Source organism: Planococcus antarcticus DSM 14505 (genome assembly GCF_001687565.2).
In the GTDB taxonomy this organism is placed as follows: domain Bacteria; phylum Bacillota; class Bacilli; order Bacillales_A; family Planococcaceae; genus Planococcus; species Planococcus antarcticus.
In genome coordinates, this window is record NZ_CP016534.2 from 473,364 (window position 1) to 498,088 (window position 24,725).

The 24,725-nt window shown below is 45.0% G+C and carries 24 protein-coding genes, 3 pseudogenes and 1 other annotated feature; of the genes and pseudogenes, 23 read left to right on the plus strand and 4 right to left on the minus strand.

Features of this window, described 5'->3' with window-relative positions:
- Positions 1 to 31: 31 nt before the first annotated feature.
- From BBH88_RS18735 to BBH88_RS02500, 5 genes and pseudogenes are all read left to right on the plus strand, one after another.
- Positions 32 to 370, plus strand: a pseudogene (locus BBH88_RS18735) (ABC transporter substrate-binding protein); the annotation flags it as partial.
- A 195-nt stretch (positions 371 to 565) separates the two neighbouring features.
- Positions 566 to 873 (plus strand): annotated as a pseudogene (locus tag BBH88_RS02485) (antibiotic biosynthesis monooxygenase family protein).
- 286 nt (positions 874 to 1,159) lie between these two features.
- Positions 1,160 to 2,227 (plus strand): ABC transporter permease, encoded by a 1,068-nt coding sequence (locus BBH88_RS02490; RefSeq protein ID WP_065536204.1) that lies wholly within the window; start codon positions 1,160 to 1,162, stop codon positions 2,225 to 2,227.
- A gap of 3 nt (positions 2,228 to 2,230) precedes the next feature.
- On the plus strand, positions 2,231 to 2,899 hold the full coding sequence (locus BBH88_RS02495) for an ABC transporter ATP-binding protein (RefSeq protein WP_006830053.1): 669 nt from the start codon (positions 2,231 to 2,233) through the stop codon (positions 2,897 to 2,899).
- A gap of 96 nt (positions 2,900 to 2,995) precedes the next feature.
- Positions 2,996 to 3,634 (plus strand): phosphatase PAP2 family protein, encoded by a 639-nt coding sequence (locus BBH88_RS02500; RefSeq protein WP_065536203.1) that lies wholly within the window; start codon positions 2,996 to 2,998, stop codon positions 3,632 to 3,634.
- A gap of 27 nt (positions 3,635 to 3,661) precedes the next feature.
- Here the strand turns inward: BBH88_RS02500 and BBH88_RS02505 are convergent, their stop codons facing one another.
- Positions 3,662 to 4,951, minus strand: a complete 1,290-nt coding sequence (locus tag BBH88_RS02505) for an ammonium transporter (protein WP_006830051.1) — start codon at positions 4,949 to 4,951, stop codon at positions 3,662 to 3,664.
- A gap of 12 nt (positions 4,952 to 4,963) precedes the next feature.
- On the minus strand, positions 4,964 to 5,305 hold the full coding sequence (locus BBH88_RS02510) for a P-II family nitrogen regulator (RefSeq protein ID WP_006830050.1): 342 nt from the start codon (positions 5,303 to 5,305) through the stop codon (positions 4,964 to 4,966).
- Positions 5,306 to 5,425: 120 nt separating this feature from the next.
- Here BBH88_RS02510 and BBH88_RS02515 point away from each other — a divergent pair.
- Positions 5,426 to 5,731, plus strand: a pseudogene (locus BBH88_RS02515) (uracil-DNA glycosylase family protein); the annotation flags it as partial.
- Positions 5,732 to 5,926: 195 nt separating this feature from the next.
- Here BBH88_RS02515 and BBH88_RS02520 read toward each other — a convergent pair.
- Positions 5,927 to 7,243, minus strand: coding sequence for an IS1380 family transposase (locus BBH88_RS02520; RefSeq protein ID WP_065536202.1), 1,317 nt, complete (start codon positions 7,241 to 7,243; stop codon positions 5,927 to 5,929).
- Between the two features lie 145 nt (positions 7,244 to 7,388).
- On the opposite strand from BBH88_RS02520, the gene BBH88_RS02525 reads away from it, so the two are divergent.
- The 15 genes from BBH88_RS02525 (at position 7,389) to BBH88_RS02595 (ending at position 21,091) form a co-directional block, all read left to right on the plus strand.
- Positions 7,389 to 7,739 (plus strand): uracil-DNA glycosylase family protein, encoded by a 351-nt coding sequence (locus tag BBH88_RS02525; protein ID WP_269148248.1) that lies wholly within the window; start codon positions 7,389 to 7,391, stop codon positions 7,737 to 7,739.
- Between the two features lie 100 nt (positions 7,740 to 7,839).
- Positions 7,840 to 8,649, plus strand: coding sequence for a zinc transporter ZupT (zupT, locus tag BBH88_RS02530; RefSeq protein ID WP_006830048.1), 810 nt, complete (start codon positions 7,840 to 7,842; stop codon positions 8,647 to 8,649).
- Positions 8,650 to 8,704: 55 nt separating this feature from the next.
- Positions 8,705 to 8,911, plus strand: coding sequence for a hypothetical protein (locus BBH88_RS02535; RefSeq protein WP_006830047.1), 207 nt, complete (start codon positions 8,705 to 8,707; stop codon positions 8,909 to 8,911).
- Positions 8,874 to 9,650 carry a DUF4003 family protein gene (locus tag BBH88_RS02540; RefSeq protein WP_238323385.1) on the plus strand — a complete coding sequence of 259 codons (777 nt, stop codon included), beginning with the start codon at positions 8,874 to 8,876 and terminating at the stop codon, positions 9,648 to 9,650. The genes BBH88_RS02535 and BBH88_RS02540 overlap by 38 nt, the downstream gene beginning before the upstream one ends.
- Before the next feature lie 470 nt (positions 9,651 to 10,120).
- Positions 10,121 to 11,338 (plus strand): MFS transporter, encoded by a 1,218-nt coding sequence (locus tag BBH88_RS02545; protein WP_065536201.1) that lies wholly within the window; start codon positions 10,121 to 10,123, stop codon positions 11,336 to 11,338.
- Between the two features lie 143 nt (positions 11,339 to 11,481).
- Complete coding sequence (locus BBH88_RS02550) at positions 11,482 to 12,330, plus strand: GNAT family N-acetyltransferase (RefSeq protein WP_065536200.1); 849 nt, start codon at positions 11,482 to 11,484, stop codon at positions 12,328 to 12,330.
- Positions 12,331 to 12,418: 88 nt separating this feature from the next.
- On the plus strand, positions 12,419 to 13,387 hold the full coding sequence (locus tag BBH88_RS02555) for an ABC transporter ATP-binding protein (protein WP_006830043.1): 969 nt from the start codon (positions 12,419 to 12,421) through the stop codon (positions 13,385 to 13,387).
- The gene (locus BBH88_RS02560; protein ID WP_006830042.1) at positions 13,384 to 14,022 is read left to right on the plus strand and encodes an ABC transporter permease; all 639 of its coding nucleotides are present in this window, start codon (positions 13,384 to 13,386) and stop codon (positions 14,020 to 14,022) included. The genes BBH88_RS02555 and BBH88_RS02560 overlap by 4 nt, the downstream gene beginning before the upstream one ends.
- A 13-nt stretch (positions 14,023 to 14,035) precedes the next feature.
- Positions 14,036 to 14,938 carry a glycine betaine ABC transporter substrate-binding protein gene (locus tag BBH88_RS02565; RefSeq protein ID WP_006830041.1) on the plus strand — a complete coding sequence of 301 codons (903 nt, stop codon included), beginning with the start codon at positions 14,036 to 14,038 and terminating at the stop codon, positions 14,936 to 14,938.
- A gap of 327 nt (positions 14,939 to 15,265) precedes the next feature.
- Positions 15,266 to 15,501, plus strand: a binding site (T-box leader).
- A gap of 62 nt (positions 15,502 to 15,563) precedes the next feature.
- Positions 15,564 to 16,556: an anthranilate phosphoribosyltransferase gene (trpD, locus tag BBH88_RS02570; RefSeq protein ID WP_006830040.1), complete on the plus strand. Its 993-nt coding sequence runs from the start codon at positions 15,564 to 15,566 to the stop codon at positions 16,554 to 16,556.
- Positions 16,553 to 17,326 carry an indole-3-glycerol phosphate synthase TrpC gene (trpC, locus tag BBH88_RS02575; protein ID WP_006830039.1) on the plus strand — a complete coding sequence of 258 codons (774 nt, stop codon included), beginning with the start codon at positions 16,553 to 16,555 and terminating at the stop codon, positions 17,324 to 17,326. The genes trpD and trpC overlap by 4 nt, the downstream gene beginning before the upstream one ends.
- Positions 17,323 to 19,119 carry a tryptophan synthase subunit beta gene (trpB, locus tag BBH88_RS02580; protein WP_006830038.1) on the plus strand — a complete coding sequence of 599 codons (1,797 nt, stop codon included), beginning with the start codon at positions 17,323 to 17,325 and terminating at the stop codon, positions 19,117 to 19,119. Before trpC ends, trpB begins: the two co-directional genes overlap by 4 nt.
- Positions 19,116 to 19,886: a tryptophan synthase subunit alpha gene (trpA, locus tag BBH88_RS02585; protein WP_006830037.1), complete on the plus strand. Its 771-nt coding sequence runs from the start codon at positions 19,116 to 19,118 to the stop codon at positions 19,884 to 19,886. The genes trpB and trpA overlap by 4 nt, the downstream gene beginning before the upstream one ends.
- 20 nt (positions 19,887 to 19,906) lie before the next feature.
- On the plus strand, positions 19,907 to 20,497 hold the full coding sequence (locus BBH88_RS02590) for a DNA-3-methyladenine glycosylase (protein ID WP_065536199.1): 591 nt from the start codon (positions 19,907 to 19,909) through the stop codon (positions 20,495 to 20,497).
- 69 nt (positions 20,498 to 20,566) lie between these two features.
- A complete protein-coding gene (locus tag BBH88_RS02595; protein WP_065536198.1) occupies positions 20,567 to 21,091 on the plus strand; it encodes a type 1 glutamine amidotransferase domain-containing protein in 525 nt (174 codons plus the stop codon).
- A gap of 117 nt (positions 21,092 to 21,208) precedes the next feature.
- Here BBH88_RS02595 and BBH88_RS02600 read toward each other — a convergent pair whose 3' ends face one another.
- The gene (locus tag BBH88_RS02600; RefSeq protein WP_006830034.1) at positions 21,209 to 22,018 is read right to left on the minus strand and encodes a GNAT family N-acetyltransferase; all 810 of its coding nucleotides are present in this window, start codon (positions 22,016 to 22,018) and stop codon (positions 21,209 to 21,211) included.
- A 210-nt stretch (positions 22,019 to 22,228) separates the two neighbouring features.
- Between BBH88_RS02600 and BBH88_RS02605 the strand changes: the two genes are divergently transcribed.
- Both BBH88_RS02605 and BBH88_RS02610 read left to right on the plus strand, forming a co-directional pair.
- Positions 22,229 to 23,155: a manganese-dependent inorganic pyrophosphatase gene (locus BBH88_RS02605; RefSeq protein WP_065536197.1), complete on the plus strand. Its 927-nt coding sequence runs from the start codon at positions 22,229 to 22,231 to the stop codon at positions 23,153 to 23,155.
- Positions 23,156 to 23,972: 817 nt separating this feature from the next.
- On the plus strand, positions 23,973 to 24,680 hold the full coding sequence (locus BBH88_RS02610) for a DsbA family oxidoreductase (protein WP_065536196.1): 708 nt from the start codon (positions 23,973 to 23,975) through the stop codon (positions 24,678 to 24,680).
- Positions 24,681 to 24,725 lie beyond the last annotated feature (45 nt).

Here is a 24,725-nt window from a genome sequence, read left to right on the forward strand (position 1 = left end):
CAATTAGATATGTAGAAAAAAGAACGTTAATAGTGCGTGTGGCGAAGCTTCGCGCTTTGGCATCATCCATGATGTCTTCAGTGTTAAACAAGCTGATGAGGGCATTGAAGCTTCGACTCACGGACAAAGCATTTCTTACGAATACATTTTGGAAGCAAATCCGGACATGATGTTCGTAGTTGACCGCAACGCGGCTGTCGGAAACGAAGCCAGTGCTGCAGAATCTCTTGAAAATAAATTGGTTGAAAAAACTAATGCTGCTCAAAACGATAAAATCACCTACTTGGATCCAGACTTTTGGTACTTATCAGGTGGCGGATTGCAGTCAGTCGCTCAAATGGTAACGGATGTACAGTCTGCATTTGAATAAGAAAAGCTGAAACGGCCCGTTAGCTTCGACAGGCATAAGGCGAACCAGAGAAGTGACGTACTTTGCCACGCAGCCGGGTTGACTTATGACCCGAGAAGCTGGACAAAGAAAAGCTGAAACAATAAGTAAAACTCAGCAGGATGCCTCCTGTTGAGTTTTACTTTATCCAGAAATAGAACAAAAGGAGACGGTGAAATGTTTGTGCAAATGAAACGCTTTATAGTAAAAGAAGGTTTTTCAGAACTCGTACTAAACCGCTTCTCCGGAGAAGGCAAGCTCGAAAAGCAGCCTGGTTATATTGACCGTACTGTATTAAAGAAAAATGTTCGCAAGGGTGATAAGGACTAATCGTTTATGTACGCTGGGAATCGGAAAGTGATTGGGAAAATTGGGAGAAGAATCCCGAACACATTGCCGGACACAAAGCCAATCTCGGCAAACCGAAACCAGACCATATACTCGAGTCTTCACAAAATACCTATTATGTCCATACTGTAAGATGACAAAAGGCGAATCTAAACAAGGTTCGCCTTTTTTGATGGAGTTTTCACAAATTAGCAATAAATACTATATTTATATAAGGTTTATACAGGAGGTGTAGAGCCTCGTGCAGTATAATTGAAAGTGATAAGAAATAAGATATCGAAGTTGAACTAAAGAACTTAACTTTTGCCCATATCTCATGCAAGAAAACCAGTGGAAATGTTGTCCTAGAGAGATTTTTTAAACCGTAGGAAAAGCTTAATCTTTAGCTCAACCTATATAAATTATAGAAAAGGAAGTGAAAAGATGTTTTTGGCATGGAACGAAATAATGAAAAATAAACTGCGTTTTACATTGATTGTCGGCGTCTTGATGCTGGTTGCTTACCTGGTGTTTTTCTTATCTGGTTTAGCGAACGGGCTGGCGAGTTTAAATAGGGAAGCGGTGGACAAATGGGATGCGGATGCCATCGTGCTGACTGAGGAATCGGATCAAAGCTTGACGCAGTCTTCTTTTGACATTGATCTAGTTGGTGACATCGATGCTGAGGAATCGGCTGTTCTCGGACAGCTCAATGCCATTGCCCAAACCGGCGATCAAAAAGCTAATGTCTCGATTTTTGGAATTGACAGCGGCGAATTCATCATGCCGGAAGTAACGGAAGGAACTGCATTCACCAGCAGCAATGAAGTGGTTGCCGGAGATTCACTTAAAGATGATGGCTTTAGGCTTGGAGATACCCTGAGCCTGTCTTCTACGAAAGAAACGCTGGAAATTGTTGGCTTTACGGATGAGGCCCGTTTTAACGCTGCACCTGTTCTTTATACAGATTTGGAAACATTCGAGCGTGTAAAGTTCGGGGAAGAGGCAGCTGGTAATGACAGCCAGATCAGCGGCATTGCAGTGCGTACAGCTGATCCTTCATCGGTTACAAATGAAGAAGAACTGGCGGTGATCGAAACGGAAACCTTCATTGAAAGCCTGCCTGGATATACCGAGCAAAGTCTGACTTTGAACTTTATGATTTACTTTCTATTTGTCATTTCGTCAGTAATCGTCGCGATATTCCTTTACGTTCTGACGGTTCAGAAAATCAGCATGTTCGGCGTCATGAAGGCGCAGGGGATTCCGAGTGGCTACTTGGCGCGTTCGGTTATTGCGCAGACAGCCATTCTGGCAACTATTGGTGTTGCGGTGGGGCTCGGACTGGCCCTCCTCACTGGAGCTTTTCTGCCAAGTGCGGTTCCGGTATCATTTGATATTCTGACGATGCTGATCTACGGAGTGGTCCTGATTGTGGTTGCGATTTTGGGTGCTGTATTCTCTGTCTTGACGATTGTGAAAATTGATCCATTAAAAGCGATTGGAGGTTAAATCATGGCAGTATTAGAAATGAAACAGGTGAAAAAGTCATTTGGCACAGGCCACAAGAAAGTAGACGCATTAAAAGAAACAAACTTTCAAGCAGAACGAGGAGAATTGATTGCGGTCATCGGGCCTTCGGGTTCCGGGAAAAGCACATTTTTGACGATTGCCGGCGGTCTTTTATCTCCGACAAATGGAGAAATTCTGATCAACAATACAAACATCTCTACCTTAAAAGAAAAACAACTTTCTAAGATTCGTTTGAAAGAAATTGGCTTTATCCTACAGGCTTCGAATCTGGTGCCGTTCTTGACTGTTGAAAAGCAGTTGAAGCTGTTAGATAAAGTGAAAAAAGACAACATGACCAAAGATCAGCTTGAACAGCTTTACAAAGATTTGGGGATTGGTGATCTCCGGGACAAATACCCATCGGATCTTTCTGGTGGAGAACGCCAACGGGTTGCGATTGCTAAAGCGCTATACAGCAACCCATCCATTATTTTAGCGGATGAGCCAACAGCTTCTTTGGACTCCGACCGTGCTTATGAAGTAATGGAGTTATTGAAGGAAGAAACGAAAAACAAAAAAACAACAACGATTGTGGTGACGCACGATATCCGCTTAGTCGATTATTGCGACAAAGTATACAAAATGGTCGATGGCGTAATGGGGCTACAATGAACTAAAGAGCAATTGAGCCCGCTTTCCTATATGGCGAGGGGGCTTTTCGCTTCGCTTGTGATAAACTAGAGGTAATGATGAAAGAGGGTGGATGTCGTGAAGCGTCTTTTTTATCCATTGGCAATAGCGGCTTTGCTCGGTTTCTTTGCCATACTTGTAAATTATCCGGAGAAAGCCATTGTTCAAATCGATCAGCAAGTAGCGGAACTGCTTGGCGGGAGGCGACTGCTCGACAGTATGTCATTTATAGGAGACCCGTGGATGATCGCTGCTGTGAGTCTGACGCTGCTTGTCTATTTGTGGCTGTTCCGGAAAAATTACAGAGGAATGCTGTTTGTCCTTCTTGCTGTGGGCGTAGGGAATGTGCTGAATCAGTCCATGAAAGAATGGTTCGAGCGGCCGCGTCCGGAATTACAGTACGGCCTGGAATCCTTCAGTTTTCCAGCCAACCATGCGATGGTTGGCTTATTGTACCTTTTTACACTGGCTTACTTTCTTTCGGAAGGTACTGTCTCACGAAAGACCAAGATACTGATCTGGCTGACGGCTGTTGGATTGTCGATGACTGTCGCCTTATCGAGAGTGGCAGGAGGAGAACATTATTTCTCTGACATAGTGGCGGGTCTTTTTGTGGGCTATGCCTGGTTTGTGGCGGTAGCCGTCTGGTACGAGCTGCGAGAGCGCCTATTTCGCAAAAGAGACGAAAATCGAAAAAAAGAGGAATTTCCGGATTGACCGGAAATTCCTCTTTTGTAGTTTTGATCATGAAGTCGGTTTTTGAGAAGTAGATGCATCGCCCAACTGATTTAGCCGGTGTGCAAACGAATCATTGCGACCCGTTGGTGAACCATGCAAGACATCCTGCATCGAGTAAGCCTGTGATCCGTGCTCTGAAAAATCCAAACCCGCTTCTTCATCTTCGGCAGTAACTCTGAGTGGTACGATACTGCCAATTGCGAACAGCACTAAGCCAGTTGATAGTGAAGCCCACGCAATTACTGCCAGAACTCCGACTGCCTGGAGGCCAAGAATTTCCGTTCCACCACCATAAAGCAATCCACCAGTAGTATCAAACAAGCCGACTGCAAGCGTCCCCCAGATACCTGCAATACCGTGAACAGAGATAGCTCCGACCGGATCGTCGACACGAATTTTCGAATCAAGCAAACGGATAGCTTCAGTCATGATAATTCCAGCAAGCAAACCGATGGCAATGGCGCCGAGGAAAGAAACGTTCGCTGCCCCTGCGGTAATACCAACAAGACCTGCGAGCGCACCGTTCATGGTCAAAGAAGCGTCAATGCGGCCATAGCGCAGTCGTGTATATCCAGCAGTGGCGATGACACCTGCAGAAGCTGCTAATAGTGTATTAGCGATTACTGGTGGCACGAGGGCAGGATCAGCTGCTAAGGTGCTGCCCCCGTTAAAACCAAACCACCCGAGCCAAAGAATGAAAACACCTAATGCGCCAAGTGGCAAGCTATGACCAGGGATCGTATTGACGGTTTTTCCACTGTACTTGCCAATACGAGGACCGATTTTCCAAGCGGCGATAAATGCAGCTACAGCCCCTGTCAAATGTACGACAGTCGAGCCGGCGAAATCAATGAAGCCGATTTGTGACAACCAGCCACCGCCCCATACCCAATGTCCGACCACTGGATAAATGACTGCGGTCATGGCGATAGTCAACAGAATATAAGCGGATAAGTTCATCCGTTCAGCAACGGCCCCCGAAATGATCGTTGCGCAAGTGGCAGCGAAGACAGCTTGGAAAACAAAGAATCCAATGTCTTCAACTCCTGATAGGGCAAAACCTTCTGTCCCAATCAACCCAAAAGATGAAGGACCAAACATAAGAGCGTATCCAACAATAAAATAAAGAATTGATCCAAGTGAAACAGTGATTATATTTTTCATTAAAATATTCAATGTATTTTTAGAGCGCGTAAAGCCTGATTCCACCATGGCGAATCCTGCGTGCATGAAAAATACTAACATGGCCCCGAGCATCACCCATAACATATCTACTGAACTTTGAACTGCTTCCATCCAATCTCCTCCTTATCCAACTGCGACTGTGCCGCGTTCTTTTGTTCTGATTCGTATAGCTTCTTCGACAGGGAGAATGAAAATTTTGCCATCCCCGACCTGGCCGGTTGAAGCGTATTCCAGTAAAGCTTGAATGATGTCTTCAACCTTATGGTCATCCACTACCATCTCCAATTTCAATTTTGGAGAAAACTCCATCGTATAGGCATTACCTCGGAATAAACCGATTCGGCCTTCCTGCTTTCCGATTCCCGCAATTTCCGTTACACTCAAACCGTCTATACCTTCAAGTGCCAGAGCTTGGCGAACATCTGCGAAAACCGATGGTCGAATAATTGTTTCAATCTTTTTCATATCTCTTCCTCCTTTATGTTAGGTTTTATAACATATTAGTCTATATTTTCTGATAATGCAAGATTTATTTTAAAATTGCGTTAGGTTTCCTCACATTAAAAATAATAGAGGTGATATGGCATGTACAGAATTTCAGAAGAGTTAGCTACATTAGGGAAGCAAAGAATCAAAGAGTGTCCTGTTGAGGGCTTTGTTTGGGGGAGTGGTCCAGAAAATCCGGCAATCATGCTGGTAGGTGAAGCGCCAGGAGAAAACGAAGTAGAAACTGGCATTCCGTTTACAGGGCGTGCAGGAAAAGAATTGATGATTTCTCTTGAAAGTGTCGGTTTGGCAAGAGAAGATGTGTATATTGCAAGTGCAGTACGTAGCAGGCCTTATAGATGGGGAACCAAAAATAAGCGCAACGGTGAAACTATCGAAAGAAAACCTGAATTATTCACGCTTGGTCGCTCATCCGGGAATTTAGCTGAAATTCACTGATTGTCGAAATTTTTTAAGGCATATTTCCTCTTTTTCATTTCATCTACGTGAAATTCTGCATCGACTCATTTAAAAAGAGCGTTTTTGGGCAGACGACTCCCTTGGCAGAGATCCAAATTTCAAAAAAGGAGTAATGAGAAGCTATTCGATTTTCAGCTGTTGAATCCGGGCGAGGATTTTCCAAAAGAAGTCTTGGTAGACAAAACTGGAAGACAATTTGAAGTAAAGAGACCGTCCTGACTTCACCAGCTTACTGGCCACTTTTACCAGTCGTGTCCGGATGGTCTGGATCTGCATCTTCTTTTGCCCTTCCGGAAACGTTAATGTGCGCAGCCAATTCACTAAATTATAAGCCAACAGGCTTAGCATCATTTTCGCTTCGTTCACTTGGTAGGAATGGCTGTTCATTCGATCAAATCCAAACCCATTTTTAGCTTCTTTGATGTAATTTTCCATGGTTCCTCTTTTTTGATAGGTGCGGACAATGGCTTCCGGGGAGAACACGTCCGTGAAATTCGTCACAAAAAATGTATGGGTAAAGAACAATTCACCCGCAGGCCGTGCGGACTGGATGACGACTTTCCGGGGCTTATCCCATTTTTTCGCCTGATAGGTTGTTTCTGAAACATGATATTCGGTCTTTGTGCTGTCAGATGGTGTCGAAGATGGATGGTATTCCTCCGCAAGACATTGCAGGATGGCATTGGATTTGAGCCGGATGACGTAATAGACCGATTCCTTTTCACATAGTTCATACAAAGCCGGAACGGCAAACCCACTGTCCCCGCGGATGAACGGCGTCGTCTCAGGAAACTGTTCATTATAATGTTCAATCAGCGGCCGGATGAAATCCACGACTCCGTTGGATGTGTAGACATTGCCGGGGCGCAGCTGGGCTTTCAAGAAATCACCGGTGATCCCGTCAAAAGCGACCAACGGATGGAAACCGACCGTCCCGTAATGGGCATTGTACGCCGCATCGCACTGGTTGCCGTAGGTATCGGCATGTGTCGAGTCCAGATCGAAGATGATCGCTTCAGCTTTCCGGTGCCGATGCACTTTATCGAGCAGTTCCTGGTTGGCTTGTTGTAATTGAATCATCGCTTCCGGATTAAAACGTGGCCAAAAACGAGATAGACTGGGTTGGGAAGCTAACGCTCCTTGTCCGAGAACTTGAGTGAAAATCGGATCGTCCGTCAGGTGGTCCGCAGCATCATCTTCCGCATAACCCGCTATTATCTGGTAGATTTTCTGGCCGAATAATTTTTCGTTCGAATGGATCCAATGAGAACGAGTATCTTTCAAATGAAGATGCTTCGCCACGGTTTGCGAAAAGCCAAGCTTTACGTCGAATTCCTTGAACAGGAACGCGCCGGTATCTGAGGAAAGTGAACCTCCATCATTTGATAATTTGATCTGACGATTGAAATCAAGGGATATTTGCGGTAATGTAGCCATAAGAAGAATCCTTTCTGTTGGTTATTTTGTGGTGATTTAACCTTAGCAGAAACGGATTCTTTTTTCATTTTTTTCATGCATAAGCAAAGGCCCCAAAAGCCGATGAACTCGGGTTTTGGGGCCTTTATCAATAAATCGGTGAATAATTCAGGGAAAAGTTAACCGGGCGCCGACCAAAAAAGAAATCATTGCACATGCGCCGATATTGGATACGGAGATTCAGGACATCCAACCTCCGTTGATTGTGACTTTAGGAAATGTCGGTTTACAGCGGTTGATCGGTGCAAAAGCCAAAGTCACGGAACTTCATGGTGTTTTAATGGAGACACCGATTTTATACTGGGATGAAGAGAGAGGCAGCTTTAAAAAAACTGCTGAAGTTTATTATATTTTCCCTACTTTTCATCCGGCCAGCGTTTTTTATAATCCGTCTGTTCGTACAATGAAGGATGCGGATTGGCAGAAACTGAAGGGTCTGCTTGTAGAAGGGAGATAAATGAACAACAGAAAATCTTTCCTGATTAAAAAAAGTTGCTCAAAGGAAACTTTTGGCGTACAATAATCATAGTTATTAGAATTGGAAGGAAGGCATGTCTATGGATAGTACAGTCTTATTTGCGCTTGGATTAACTCTTTTTGCTGGACTAGCCACAGGGATAGGCAGTTTAATTGCGTTTTTTGCATCACGTACTAATACAAAATTCCTATCGATTTCATTAGGTTTTTCGGCAGGGGTCATGATTTACGTTTCTATGATTGAAATCTTCTTTAAAGCAAAAGACGCTTTGACGAATGCGCAAGGGGAGGTCACTGGATATTGGCTCACACTTGCTGGTTTTTTCGGTGGCATGGTTTTCATGGCATTAGTGGACCGTATTCTTCCTAAATTAGGGAATCCGCATGAAGTCAAAACGGTAGAAGATATGGATGACGGACCGACCAATGACGAATATGCACGACTTCGGAAAATGGGTATTTTTACAGCATTAGCAATTGGTATTCATAATTTCCCGGAAGGAATTGCCACGTTTATGTCAGCAATACAAGATCCGGCTCTCGGCATTGCCATTGCAATCGCAGTAGCGATTCACAATATACCAGAAGGAATTGCTGTCTCGGTGCCAATTTACTATGCGACTGGAAGTCGGAAAAAAGCGCTTAAATACAGTTTTCTATCAGGTATTTCAGAGCCTGTCGGAGCAATTGCTGCGTGGTTGTTCTTAATGCCGTTCCTCAGTGACACTTTGTTTGGCATTATATTTGCTGGCGTGGCTGGCATCATGGTCTTCATCTCGCTTGATGAGTTATTACCGGCCGCAAAACGCTACGACGAAGCACATCTATCCATCTATGGATTGGTTGCTGGTATGGCAGTAATGGCAGTCAGCTTGGTATTGATCGTCTAATTATGAAGCTTCTAGCCTCCTTTTCTCGTAGTAGAGAGAAAAAGAGGCTTTTTCTATGGATATCAAACACATTGAACAGACTTTCTCAGAAGTGTCAAAAACAACAGGTTGGGCTGTAGATAAACGGATTGCATTGGCTGTCACTAATATATATTTGTCTCGTGGTCAGGGTTATGATGAAAAAAACATGAGGCAGCAGTTGATACCATCAAAAAGAATGAGGGATGGACTTCGCCTCTGCGTTCCTATTTGCTTCATGTAGCGGCAGCTTTTATGGTGATGAAAGAAGAAGGCGTGGAAAGTTCATTGCAGCTGGTCAATCAAAATCAGAAGCGCTAAATAATTCAGAGTTTTGGAAAACATCCTATACGTACCTAGCGGCTCTGTTGATGAAGAATCCAGAACAAGCCGAACGGACAAGGAAATTATACGAAGAGATGAAGAAGCATCACAAGTTCCTTACGTCGAACGAAGACATGCCTTACGCTGCATTGCTTGGAAATAGAGAAGGATCGCTTGAAGAGCGGGCAACGACAATGAATATGTATTATCGGGATCTTCGCGAACAAAGATTCATTATGGGCAATGATCTTCAATGGCTGTCTCAAATAATGACCTTTGACTCGCTTGCTTATGATTCGGAAATGGTAGGTAGGGTATTGGCAATCCATCAATTTTTTAAAGCGGCAAAAATAAAAATCCGTCTGACGCAGTATCTCATTCTAGGATTTTTAGCAGTAACGCAAGTGGATGGCGAAACGTTGAAAGAGATTGCGGAAAATACCCATGAATTAGAAAAAAGCAAGATTTTCCGCTGGTACAAAGATATGGCTTTTTCTACCGCTGTCCAGCAGGCGATGGTCGATAATATAGAGGTTCAAGACATCTCTGCCATGACTTTTTCTACTTCGCTGGAAACTCTGATGCAAGCGCAGCAGGCTGCAATGATGGTCAGTATCAACGCGGCAATTATTTCTTCGACGAACAATTCTTCTGGCTGAGCCAAAAGTTGTCTTTTCTATATCACTTCGTCCGCTTCGTGAACGTCTCTAGCGCGCCACCTAGCCTATGGAAATGCCGGTGCTGGAGAATTTAGGAGAGTCTGAGGGATAATGTATTTTCAGGTAGTTAGCCAGAAGAAGAGCAAAACAGTGGAGACTCCTAAGAGAGCAGCGCGACAAAATGAAAAATCAATTTGGCCGTCTGGACCGGCGCAAGCTCTTGGCGACTGACAGCGCGACTTCCTAATGCGGCAGCTGCATGGCCATATCCTGCGGCCTGAAAGCAGAGCTGTTGTGTGAAATAGCGACAGTTAAAAATCACAACTTCAACCTATATAATCCAAGTAAATGCAATCAACAATGAGTTGTTTGAAAAAACAGACTTGTCATCAAGGCTTGTCACCATATCCCGTTGAGCGTATAGTTGTCAAAGATAAGACTATACATGTGTAAAGACAAGGGGAATGGCAATGTCGACTGTAGCTGAGAAACAAACAGGTTCTATTTCAAAAAATAAATTATTATGGGTGGCGGGACTGGGGTGGCTCTTTGATGCAATGGATGTCGGAATTTTAGCTTTCGTCATTGCGGCATTGCATGAAGATTGGGGTCTGACTTCTAACCAAATGGGTTGGATCGGCAGTGTCAACTCGATTGGGATGGCGGTCGGCGCGTTCGTCTTCGGCATTTATGCAGACCGTGTGGGTAGGAAGAAGATATTCATCATTACCTTGCTGCTATTTTCAATAGCTAGCGGAATCTCCGCCTTTACCACGACGCTTGCAGCGTTTATGATTCTGCGCTTTTTTGTTGGAATGGGATTAGGTGGCGAACTGCCGGTGGCATCTACTTTAGTATCCGAAAGCGTGCCGGCAAAAGAGCGTGGGCGCGTTGTTGTCCTGCTGGAAAGTTTTTGGGCAGCTGGCTGGCTAGTCGCTGCGATTATTTCGTATTTTATCATTCCATCTTTCGGGTGGCGGGTGGCATTGCTACTGACTGCGCTGCCGGCGTTGTATGCATTATACTTGCGTCTCAACTTGCCCGATTCACCGCAGTTTTCCGCGAAAAAGAATGTGTTGAGATCGGTTTCCACCAACATCAAAGATGTCTGGTCAAAAAAATACAGACGCCCTACTTTGATGCTGTGGATCGTTTGGTTTACCGTCGTATTTTCGTATTATGGAATGTTCCTTTGGCTTCCGAGTGTGATGGTGCTTAAGGGATTCACCCTTATCCAAAGCTTTCAATATGTATTAATTATGACTTTGGCCCAATTGCCTGGATATTTTTCAGCTGCGTGGCTCATCGAGCGTGCCGGCCGGAAATTTGTATTGGTCACGTATTTGATTGGAACAGCTGCCAGCGCGCTGGCGTTCGGCAATGCGGATACCATTACCTTATTGGTTATTGCTGGAGCTTTCCTGTCGTTCTTTAATCTGGGCGCATGGGGAGCGCTTTATGCATATTCACCGGAGCAATATCCGACAGTCATTCGTGGAACAGGGACAGGAATGGCCGCGTCTTTTGGTCGGATTGGCGGAGTTCTTGGACCGCTTCTGGTCGGTTCGATGCTGACGGCTGGTATTGGCATCAACGTGATTTTTGGGATTTTCTGTGTGTCCATCCTCATTGGCGCAATGGCTGTGGCATTTCTGGGAACCGAAACAAAGCAAATGGAATTGGAATAGATTCACTCAAAAAACACCTTATCCAATCTCGCTTTGGAGAAAGGTGTTTTTTTATTAAAGAAATAACAGATATAGGCAGGAGATTTTCCATAATATAGCTAATACCTATGAAGAGGAATTGCGACAGAAATGGACGTGGAGAAATGGAATTTCTTATCTACTCGGATTCAGCAGCTTTTACAGAAAGAGTGTCGCCGTTGCTGTATAAGAATGAAGATATTCATAGCTTGTTCCTGGGAGTTCTTGGACAAATTCAAGCCAATCAATATGAGGAATATTTTTTAGCGATTGCAGAAACTGGGCACGAAATTGTGGGTGCGTGTTTGATGACGCCGCCGCATGCTTTGCAACTGGTGGTTTTTCGGCACTTTCCTGAAATTGAAAAAGAAATTGCCGAACGTCTACAAAATCTTGGAATCGAAATCAGCGGAATTGTCGGGGAACAGGAAACGAGCAGCTTGTTTGCGAAAGCGTGGACCAGACAAACGGAGGAAATGGTAAAAACATTGATGAACCAAGGATTATATCGCATTGATGCGGTTTATAAAGGATTGCGCAAAAGTGAGGGCTCCTGGCGAATTGCCAGTAAAAAAGATGGGGAAACACTTGAGAAATGGTACAGGCTTTTTGAAGTGGAGACAGGGATCGGCCGCCGTTCTAGTCAGGCGGAAGCGACTCATCAGATTTCCATATTTCTGGAAAGGAAGGAAGTCTATGTGTGGGAAGTGGATGGTGTTGCGGTTTCTTGCATGAAGAAATCACGTCCTTCAAAAAACGGCATAACCGTTTCTTTCGTGTTTACACCAGAGAGTTGGCGTGGCAACGGATATGCACGGACACTGGTTGCTGAAGTCACCGATGAATTGCTGCTAGAGTTTGATTTTGTAATGCTCTACACTGACCTGAACAATGCTACAGCCAATAAAATCTACAGAGAAATCGGCTACGTGCAAATCGCCAATCCGGTTCATCTTGTTTTTGAAGAAGAATAATTATTCCGTGAATACTTTAAAGGAGTAAAGTGAGTCGCCAGAGGGTATAAAAAAGCTAGGCTGAAAGAATCAGAAGGGAGCGGATGCTATGATTCGATTTGAAAATGTCACAAAGCGCTTTCAGGATGGAACGGAAGCATTAAAAGACATTTCACTCGTTCTGCCCACTCATGAATTGACTGCTATTATCGGCCCCAGTGGATGCGGTAAAACCACTTTGATGAAAATGATCAATAAGTTAGAGAAACCGACTGCCGGAAGTATCTTTATTGACGAAAATCCTATTAATGGAATGGACGAAGTTCAATTACGGCGCTCGATTGGCTATGTTATTCAACGTATTGGGCTGTTTCCCCATATGACCATTTCGGATAATGTGGCACTGGTACCAAAACTGCTGGAATGGCCAAAAGCAAAAAAAGAAGAGCGAGTACGGGAACTGCTCGAATTGGTCGGGTTGGATCCAGCGATTTATATGGATCGCTATCCGCTCGAATTAAGTGGTGGACAGCAACAACGTGTTGGAGTAGTCCGTGCGCTTGCTGGAGACCCGAACATCGTCTTAATGGATGAACCGTTTTCAGCGCTTGATCCCATCAGCCGGGAACAATTGCAAGACGAACTCCGAAATCTTCAGCAAACCATCAATAAAACCATCGTTTTTGTTACACATGATATGGATGAGGCTTTGAAAATCGCAGATTCGATTATCGTGATGCGCGATGGGCAAGTCGAACAGACAGGAACACCGCAGCAATTAATCGACAATCCCGCTAATGAGTTTGTGCGTAATTTTATCGGCGTAAAGCGCATCAGTCAAAAGCGCACATTTGGAGAAAAGAGATTAATGGAATTTCTGAGCTTGTTCACAACCGATTGGAAAGGTGACACCAAGAAAATTTCTGCTGAATCTACAATTGAGGAAGCTTTTTTTCAATTGGATGAAAGCAACCAGGATCACTTAGCTATTATTCAGGATGACCAGATTGTGGCATATGCAAATGCCCGTGATTTATTGAAAGCAGCTCTTGCTAAGGAAACGGGGGTACTGGCATGAGAAATTTTCTGGATACCCTTGTCAGCCGACAGGATATGATTATCAGCGCATTATTGGAACATATCTATCTGTCATTTGTAGCAGTGGCGATCGGTATTGCCATTGCATTGCCATTAGGAATTATCATCACACGCTACCGGCGCTATGCTGAACCAATCATTGGGGTGACTGCTGTTTTCCAAACCATACCAAGCCTTGCCTTGTTCGGCTTTTTGGTGCCTATTTTAGGAATCGGTTCACCGACCGCATTAATCGCACTCATTATCTATGCATTGCTGCCAATTCTGCGGAATACCTATGCTGGAATTGTGGGTGTCGACGGCTCCACAATCGAAGCTGGAAGGGGAATGGGAATGACTCGAACGCAGATCCTGAGGCAGATTGAATTGCCGCTTGCGTTGCCATTCATCATGGCAGGAGTTCGGACTGCGACCGTCTTGACTGTAGGAATCGCCACGCTTGCCACCTTCGTCGGAGCAGGTGGGTTGGGAGACATCATTTACCGTGGTCTGCAATCGTATAATAACTCGTTAGTATTAGCGGGCGCGCTTCCGGTTGCTTTGCTGGCCATCGGATTTGATCAGATCTTGAAATGGATTGAAAAAAGAGCAACGCCAAAAGGCTTAAAAACATAGGGGGGAAATCAAGATGAAAAAAGCAGCATTAGTCATTTTAATGGCTGGAACAACTGTTATTGCAGGATGTGGATCAAGTGGAGATGCATCAGAGCCACTTGTAATCGGGGGCAAACCCTGGACGGAACAGTATATCTTGCCTCATATTCTTGGGCAATACATTGAGGCGAATTCGGAATATGCGGTGGAATACGAAGATGGTCTCGGGGAAGTAGCGATTTTAACGCCTGCTTTGGAGCAGGGGGACATCGACATGTACGTGGAATATACCGGTACGGGACTGAAGGATGTATTGAAGGAAGAGTCTGTGCCTGGCCAGTCCTCGGAAGAAGTATTGGAGATTGTCAGAGCAGGCTATGAAGAGACCTTGGATGCAACTTGGCTAGAGCCGCTCGGTTTTGAAAATGGCTACACCTTAGCGTATTCGAAAGATAGCGGCTATGATGCTGAAACCTACTCAGAATTAGCGGAAATTTCGAAGTCGGAAGATATGCGTTTCGGCGCACCACACCCTTTCTACGAACGTCAGGGAGATGGCTTCGATGACCTCGTCGCGACTTATCCATTTGAATTTTCAGCTACGGAAAGCTTTGATCCGGCCATCATGTATGAAGCTGTCCAAAGCGGAGAGGTAGATGTTATTCCGGCTTTCACGACAGACAGCCGCATTGAATTGTTTGATCTTGAAACAACAGAGGACGATCTTTCGTTTTTCCCGAAATACGATGCAGTTCCTGTCGTGCGAATGGAAACACTTGAAGAATACCCGGAGCTTGAGGAAGTCTTGAGTGGGCTGGCGGGACAAATCAGCGAGGAAGAAATGCTGGCTATGAATTCACGGGTTGACGTAGATCAGGAAGTGGCGAGCGATGTCGCTCGTGAGTTCCTGATTGAGAAAGGGTTAATTGAAGAATAAGAAATGTTTCCGCAGCTGAGGCTGCGGAATTTTTTTTGTTTAAGAAAATATGCGTCTATGTCGGTCAGAGTCTATACGGTGCCTCCGCTTTTCCTGATGTCCAGACTCCGGCGCCCAGATTCTAGGGTCATAAGCCACTCCGGCTGTGCGGCTGAAAACATGCTGCTTCGCCGAAGTGTCTTATGCCCGTCGAATCTACATGGGCGCCTCCGCTTTTCCTTTTACTTGACAGAATATACAAAACCTTTTAGTATAAAGGACAACTTGTTGTGCGGAAAACAAGTCTGTTTGAGAGAAGAGCTTAGATAAGACGAGAATAGAAGAGTGTATAAATCGAGGATTGAGACGAGTAGGCAGGGAAATCCATTTAGAGAGTCAGCGGCTGGTGAGAGCTGATTGGATAAACTGCGCGAATGGACTTAGGAGAGCTGGCCTGAAAGCGAAAGCGAGTAAGGGAGACGTAAGCCCTGCGTTAAAGGGAAAGGCGAAGAGCCTGTTTAAGTGAGTGCAGAAATACATTGCATTAATGCGTGGTGGTACCGCGGTTTTAACCCGTCCCCGCAATCAGATAATTATCTGGTTGCGGGGCTTTTTGTATTCAAAAACGAGATGAGGAGAGATTGAGATGAGCAGAGTAGAGAATTTGAGTGAACATATGATGTACGAAAAATCGTTAGAAATATTGAACGGCACAATAGATGAACAACAAGTTAAAAAGTTTTTATCCGACATGCATGAAAAAGGCGAGACAGCTGATGAACTAGTTGGATTGGTCAAAGCGATGCACGAAAAAGCGGTGAAACTTCCAGTGGTGGAAGGCGAATTAGTCGATGTTTGTGGAACCGGTGGCGATCGTTCTTATAGCTTCAATATCAGTACATTGACGGCTTTTGTATTGGCAGGATGTGGATTGACAGTTGCCAAGCATGGCAACCGCAGTGTTTCCAGTAAAACTGGTAGCTCCGACGTGCTAGAAGCACTTGGTATTTCGACGGCAGCGGATATTTCATCAATTCCTGCAATGCTTGACCAAACAGGAATTGCGTTGTTGTTTGCACCAGCTATCCATCCTGCACTTGGCGGTTTGCGCCAAATTCGCAAAGACATCGGAACTCCGACGATTTTCAATTTAGTGGGACCTTTAGCAAATCCGTTGCCAATTACGATACAAATGACCGGAGTTTATCGTCTCGACATGCTTGAGCCGATGGCAGATGCGTTGATTCGGCTGGGCAGAAAAAAAGGCGCCTTGGTTCATGGTGCAGGCGGATTGGACGAATTGTCGCTTGCGGGAACCAACGAATTGATTGTTTTCGATGAACAAGGTAAGCGGAAAATGACCATTCATCCGAACGAAGTTGGTTTAGAGGTCGCGTCAATAGAAGCAATCCGCGGTGGCGATCCGGAGCGCAACGCTGAAATTTTCATGAACGTCTTATCCGGAACCGACAGCCCTTATCTAGATACGGTGGCATTAAATGCAGGAGTGGTACTTTACGTCAGTGGCAAAGTCAAAACCGTGACAGAAGGCGTAAAACAGGCAAAAACATCAATCAAATCAGGCGAAACCGAGCGTGTCTTCGACTTGCACCGGTTAGCAGCGGGGGTATTTGTATGACGATACTGGAAAAAATAATTGCAACTAAACACGAAGAAATAAAAACTTATAAACCTGTCCAATCGGACACTATCCATTTTCCAGAGAAATCAAAGCTGTTGCAGCGTCTGCAGGAAAAAAAAGGTGTTATTTCCGAAATAAAGCGTGCCTCCCCTTCAAAAGGGGATATTCAGATGGAAGTGGATATTGTAGCTCAAGCCAAAAAATATGAGGAAGCGGGAGCGGCTGCAATTTCCGTTCTGACCGATGAAACCTACTTTAAAGGATCAATTGATGACCTGCGCGAAGTGGCGCAAGCCGTTTCGATTCCTGTCTTGTGCAAAGATTTTATGGTCAGCGAAATTCAGATTGACCGCGCTCAGTATGCAGGTGGTACGATCATCTTGTTGATTGTAGCGGCACTGGAAAAGCAGCAGCTCAAAAGTCTTAACGACTATGCGCTTTCAAAAGGGCTTGAGGTCTTGGTAGAAGTTCACGATGAACAAGAACTTGGGGTAGCATTAGAACTGGATGCAAAACTGATTGGCATCAATAATCGTAATTTGAAGACATTTGACGTATCGATTGAACGGACCGCGCAATTGGCCGAGAACTTCCCTTTTGATGGGCAACGGGTGCTGATTAGCGAAAGTGGGATGCATACAAAAGAAGATGCAAAATTCGCCTATGCGAGTGGAGCTTCGGGAATTTTGGTGGGAGAGGCATTGATGCGATCTGAAGATCCGGGCGGTTGGATCCGCCAGGCGACTAGCGAGGAGGCAGCGAAATGACGAAAGTGAAAATTTGTGGCTTGAAAGAAGAGCAACATGTTAAAGCAGCGAATCGTGCAGATGCTATCGGCTTTGTATTCGCTCCGAGCAGACGTCAAGTAACGATTGAGCAAGCTGCTGAACTGGCCAAGCACATTCCGGTAGATACTGATAAAATTGGCGTTTTCGTCAATGCTTCTTTAAAAGAAATTGAAGACACGATTGCAGGCGTTCCGTTGACAATGGTTCAGCTGCACGGAGACGAAAAAGATGAATTGGTCAAGGCGATTCGCGTACCAGTCATTCAGGCTTTCTCGATCCGCACGAAAGAAGATGTAGTTCAATTAAAGAAATCTTTGGCTGATTACGTACTAGTGGATGCTCCCGGCACCAATCATCGTGGAGGGAGCGGCAACATTTTCGATTGGTCTCTACTCGACGGAGCTGATATCGATCCATCCCGTCTAATTGTAGCGGGTGGCTTGAATCCGGAAAATGTTCATACTGCTATCACGCAGACAAGTCCTTATATGGTAGATGTTTCAAGTGGAGTCGAAACAGATGGCCGCAAAGATGCGGTGAAAATACAGGAATTCATTAAACGAGTAAAGGATGATTCGATGGAACAGACAATAGAAAAAACTGGTTTTTTTGGCAAATATGGTGGCCAATTTGTACCGGAAACTTTGATGAAAGCAGTCAAGGAATTGGAAGATGCCTATAATGAAGTAAAAGAAGATCCTGAATTCCAGAAAGAATACCATCACTATTTATCTGAGTATGTTGGACGAGAACAACCGCTGACATTCGCGCAACGAATGACAGAAGCGCTTGGCGGACCGAAAATTTATTTGAAACGCGAAGACTTGAACCACACGGGTGCCCACAAAGTGAATAACGCAATTGGGCAAGCCTTGCTTGCTATGCGTATGGGTAAACGCAAAATTGTAGCAGAAACCGGAGCAGGCCAACACGGTGTAGCCACGGCGACAATTTGTGCGCTTTTCGATTTGGATTGCGTCATTTTCATGGGTGAAGAAGACATCAAACGTCAACAATTGAACGTCTTCCGTATGAAACTTTTAGGGGCACGTGTTGAAAGTGTCACCAAAGGGAGTGCGACTTTAAAAGATGCTGTCAATGAAGCCTTGCGCTACTGGGTTTCCAATGTGGAAGATACGCACTACTTAATCGGTTCGGCTCTTGGGCCACATCCTTTCCCAACAATGGTTCGCGATTTCCAAAGTGTTATCGGCCAAGAAACTAGACGTCAGATTCTTGATAAAGAAGGGCGTTTGCCTGATGCCATTTTGGCGTGTGTAGGCGGTGGCAGCAACGCGATTGGCATGTTCCATCCATTTATTCAAGATAAAGATGTTCAGCTGATCGGCGTCGAAGCAGCTGGCGAAGGTATTGATACGGAAAAACATGCTGCGACTTTAACGAAAGGAACAGAAGGCGTACTCCATGGTGCCTTGATGAAATTACTTCAGGATGATGCAGGACAAGTACAGGAAGCACATTCGATTTCTGCCGGACTTGATTATCCAGGGATTGGCCCGGAACATGCTCACTTAGCAGATATCGGACGTGTTGAATACCGTTCGATTACGGACGATGAAGCGCTGGCTGCGGTCATTAGCATGTCCCGTCTCGAAGGAATTATTCCTGCTCTTGAAACGGCACATGCCATTGCAGAAGCTGAAAAACAAGCTAAGATGATGACTTCCGATCAGATCCTGGTCATTTGCGTATCAGGGCGCGGCGACAAAGATATGGCTACGTATGCCGAGAAACTGGAGGGACTGTCATGAATCGACTGGAACAGCTGAAGAGTTCAGGAAATAAAGCTTTTGTTGCTTACATCATGGCGGGAGACGGCGGTCTTGACCGTTTGAAGGAACAAGTGCTGTACTTGCAGGAAGCGGGTGTCACAGCCATTGAAATCGGCATTCCATTCTCAGACCCGGTAGCAGACGGACCGACAATCGAAGCGGCGGGCAACCGCGCCTTAAAACAGGGCGTCACATTACAGAAAGTGCTGGAAGAACTGCAAAGCTGGACTTTTCAAATCAAAATTCCGTTGCTGATTATGACGTATTTGAACCCGGTACTGAAGTTTGGCGTTGAGCGTTTTGCGGCTCAATGCGGCAAGGCTGGAGTTTCAGCTGTTATTATTCCGGATCTTCCTTATGAGCATAAGCAGCTGGTACAGCCTTATATTGATAAAGAAGGCATCAAGTTGATCCAGCTAGTAACCTTGACGACGACTGACGTACGGCTAGATGATATTCTCAGTGGAGCGGAAGGCTTTGTCTATGCAGTAACTGTCAAAGGAATAACGGGCTCCCGTGACAAAATGTCGGAAGAAGTCAAAGCCTTCATGCGCAAGGTTCGGGAGAAAAGTCCGGTTCCGGTGTATGCTGGGTTCGGAATTTCAAAGAGCAGCCATGTCGACATGCTGCGCGATGACGTGGATGGATTTATTGTGGGAAGTGCCATCGTGGAAGCTTTCCATGATGATAGAATCCAGGAAATCGAACCGCTTATTCAAGCAGTGACTGCCACCCATTCGGTATAATGCCGGTAGGAGGAGATTTTATGTTTACACCAGTTACTGCTGATTTTTTCCATGCTCCTACTTTAGAACTTTCTCGCAATTTACTTGGCCAGATACTGGTCCATGAATTGCCAGAAGGCGTTGTTGCGGGGAGAATTGTGGAAACTGAGGCCTATATGGGTGCAGAAGATCGTGCTGCCCACAGTTTCGGCAATCGCCGTACCAAGCGCACTGAAATTATGTTCGGAAAACCTGGACTCATTTATACCTATCAAATGCATACCCATACACTGATCAATGTTGTTAGTGGGCCGGAAGATACCCCGCGGGCGATTTTAATCCGCGCAGTTGAACCGGTAGAAGGCATCGAACTGATGGCGGAACTGCGTGGCAAGCATATGCCGATGAAAAATTGGACCAGTGGACCGGGAAAACTGACCAAGGCTATGGCCATCACGATGGATCATTACGGTCGCCATTTTTCTGAGAAGCCGCTTTACATCGCTCAAGGAGATCCGGTTCATGCCGTATCGGTCGGACCGCGTGTCGGTATTGGGAATTCACTTGAAGCAGTCCACTATCCCTATCGCTTTTGGGAGACAGAAAATCCTTTTGTCTCGAAATTTCGCTAGTTCTGTGTTTAATTTCATCTTTTGGTGGAATACTGAAAGAGAATGATTAAACAGAAGGAGTGGTAGAAAGTGGCAAAAATCGCAACTTTAATTACAGACATGTTCGAAGATGTGGAATATACAGAACCATCGAAAGCATTTAATGATGCGGGTCACGAAGTCTTCACTATCGAAAAAGAAGCCGGCAAAGAAGTGACAGGCAAACAGGGCAAAGCCGTTGTCACGATTGATAAAGGCATTGACGACGTTAGCCTCGAGGATTATGATGCATTATTCTTGCCGGGTGGATTTTCTCCGGACCAATTGCGTGCCGATGATCGTTTTGTGGCATTTACAAAAGCCTTCATGGATGCGAAAAAGCCGGTCTTTGCAATTTGCCATGGTCCTCAATTATTGATTACGGCCAAAGCATTGGAAGGCCGCAAAGCAACAGGATTTAAATCGATTCAAGTCGATATGGAATATGCAGGAGCCACTGTAGTGGACGAAGAAGTGGCTGTGTGCCAAGACCAATTGGTCACAAGCCGCCAGCCGGATGACATTCCAGCATTCAACCGCGAATCCTTGCGTTTGCTTGAAAAACTAGCTCAATAAAAATAAAACCCGGACCAGCAGTACTGGTTCGGGTTTTTCGTGAAAGTCTTTATGCTGATGAAATCCAACGATTCAATCCATTGGAAAAGGAGTGTGCAAGAAGCACGCTCCTTTTTGCTAATCCAAAAACTTTGCTAAATAAATTTCGTTATGGGGATTGCCGTTTATCATCATGGATTTTTGGCGGATTCCCTCAGATTCAAAACCGGCTTTTTCGTATAATTTACGGGCCGGTTCGTTTTCTTCGACAACTGCCAGTTCAAGCCGGTTGATCCCCTTTTCCTTGGACCATGCCTCTGCTTTTTCAAGCAGTGACTTTGCAATTCCTTTGCCTTGTGCGTCTTTTTGGAGACCAAGATCGATTGTCGCCCGGTGCGCGGCGCGCTTTGCATCATTTCCCATAATCATTAAATAACCAACATGTTGACCATTTAGGATGGCAATGATGATGGTCGAATGGCCGCTTTGCTTCCATTCAATGATTTGTTTACGAACTTTTTGTGTGGATTGTGTTCGTTCATCTTTAGCGTACAACATGAATTCGGATTCAGATTCTACCGTTTTCTGCAAGGCTGCAAGAGAGCGTGCATCTCCGTGCTCTGCAGTTCGAATCAACAGAATGTCTTGATCTTCTTCGTCTTGGCCCGAGGCATTTCCGTTTGAAAGGTCAACCCTCTCAAATAAAACAAAACGATCAGGTTCGACGTCGCTGACAAAGTAACCGGCGTCTACCCAAGCGTGAAAATGCTTTGCGGGTGCTTTTGTCTTTTTCCACCAACTTTTATTCAAGTAGGCGGCATTGGGCAAATTCTGTCCCATGATTTGTTCGATTTCAGAAAATGTTAACTTTATTGAAGGGTTTGTCGCTCCGGAGAAATAATCAGCCAGAGGAATGTATTTCTTTTCCAGTAAAATAGTCACAAGCATCTCTTCCTTCCACCTAACTTTGAATTAGTTAGTCATATTATACCATTAGCATGTGCTAAAGTACATAACAAAATTATAAAAAACAGATAATTCTATAAATTTTATACTCTTCAGTTTTATTTTTTTATTGCTTAGAAGTTCAATTTTTTCAATTGAGGTTGTTATGATAGAATAAGCACAGAAACTAAGTTTTTCAGGAGGCTATTATTTATGTCAAATGTTCTAGTACTGGGTCACAAAAATCCGGACACCGATTCAATTTGTTCAGCCATTTCATATGCGTATTTAAAGAATGAAATGGGCATGGTTGCTGAACCTATTCGTTTAGGTGAAGTGAACAACGAAACTCTATTCGCTTTAGAGGCTTTCAAATTCGATCAGCCGCGACTGGTGACGCATGTCGCTAAAGAAGCTGGGCAGGTAATTCTGGTCGATCACAACGAACGCCAGCAAAGCGCCGAAGATATCAATGAAGTTCAAGTAATCGAAGTGGTAGACCATCACCGTGTCGCCAACTTCGAAACTACAGATCCACTTTTTTTCCGTGCGGAGCCGGTTGGCTGTACGACGACCATTATTTTGAAATTATTTAAAGAAAACGGGGTAGAAGTGCCGTTGAATATTGCCGGTTTGATGCTGTCTGCTATTATTTCAGACTCACTTCTTTTTAAGTCACCGACCTGCACGCCACAAGATGTTGAAGCAGCGAAGGAACTAGCGAGAATTGCTAATGTCGACATGCAGAACTACGGTCTTGACCTATTAAAAGCAGGAGCCGATTTAAGCAATAAAACTTTGGAGGACTTAATTTCATTGGATTCAAAAGAATTCGAAGCGGGAGACCGTCGATTTGAAGTTGCGCAAGTCAATGCTATCGACGTGGAAGAAGTCCTAGTTCGTCAAAAAGAGCTTGAATTGTTAATGGGAAATACCATTTCTGCTAAGGGTCTGGATCTCTTTGTGTTTGTTGTCACTGATATTCTCAACAATAATTCGGTAGCCATCGTTCTTGGTGAAAGAGCTGGTATCATCGAAAGTGCCTTCAAATCAAGTGTGGTTGATAACCGCGTCCTGCTGCCGGGTGTCGTGTCACGCAAAAAACAGATTGTTCCTGTCATTACAGAAGCATTGGGCTGATTCCCTATTGGGAGTCAGTTTTTTTGTGAATTAGTTATAGTAGAGGGAACATAGGAATTGTTTTTAAGCGTTTGAAATTCCTGGGTGATTTATGGGAGAGCCCTCTGTTATATGCCGCTTTGGGCATGGCTCACACAATGAACCGGGAAAAGCACTCGTTTCACCCCTCAGCGCCCAGCCCGTAGAAGCGGCGGCGCTGAGGAATTTGTTAGTGAGAGCGTGTGCTGTTCCAAGGGGCATAGCATTTGATGCTTTGCTTTTTATTTTATAGAAGAAGATGAAGATAGACAGCAAGCTAATCGAGAAAATTTTGCTACTTTTGTATGGTTTCATCTCTGCGTCTTATGCCCGTCAGGTCTAACACGATCGCCTACGCTTTTCTTTGTCTAGCTCCGGCGATCAGACCTTCGGGTCATAAGTCACGCTAGCTGTGCGGCTGAAAAAACGCCGCTTCGCCACCGCGTCTTATGCCCGTCAGGTCTAGCTCGATCGCCTGCGCTTTTCTTTGTCTAGCTCCGGCGATCATACCTTCGGGTCATAAGTCACGCTAGCTGTGCGGCTGAAAAAACGCCGCTTCGCCACCGCGTCTTATGCCCGTCAGGTCTAGCTCGATCGCCTGCGCTTTTCTTTGTCTAGCTCCGGCGATCAGACCTTCGGGTCATAAGTCACGCTAGCTGTGCGGCTGAAAAAACGCCGCTTCGCCACCGCGTCTTATGCCCGTCAGGTCTAACACGATCGCCTGCGCTTTTCTTTCCACAGGCAAAAAAATTGAGGGCTGTTGTTTTCGTTGCTATAGTTAGTGACGAGGTGGATGATAATGAAAATTGAAGTTTGGTCAGATTACGTATGCCCATTCTGCTATATAGGCAAGAGAACGTTGGAAAAGGCGTTGGTTCAATCAGGTTTTGAAAGCCAGGCTGAGGTTTCGTTTAAGGCGTATCAATTGGATCCGAATACTCCGACTGATTCTGCTGTCTCGACCCATGAAAGTCTAGCGGAAAAGCTAGGGAAAACTATGGAACAAGCGAAAGAAATGACTGAGGGAGTGGCGCAGCATGCCCGTTCCGTTGGTTTAGAATATAATTTTGATGGTATGGTGGAAGCCAATACGTTGGCAGCTCATCGTTTGGTTAAATGGGCTGAAACCCAAGAAAAAGATGCAGAACTGACTGAACAGCTTATGCATCAGTATTTCGTAGAAGCGAAAAACGTCAGCAACCACGAAGTTTTATTGAACCTTGCAGAAGCGGTGGGACTGCCAGGTGACGAAGCGAAAAAGGTGCTGGAATCGGATCAATTCATGGCCCAAGTGCAAGTAGATATTGAAGAAGCCAGCCAAATTGGCGTTCAAGGCGTCCCGTTTTTCGTGGTTAACCGCAAATATGCCATTTCTGGTGCCCAGCCTTTAGAAGCATTTGTTGAAGCACTTGAACAAATTGCTGAAGAAGAAGGAATTCGTCCTCAGCTAAAGCCAATGGGGAAGAAGAAAACCAGCTATTGCACTGGAGATTCATGTGACGGATAATAAGACTGAGGCAGAGTAATTGACTTTTACTCTGCTTTTTCTTAG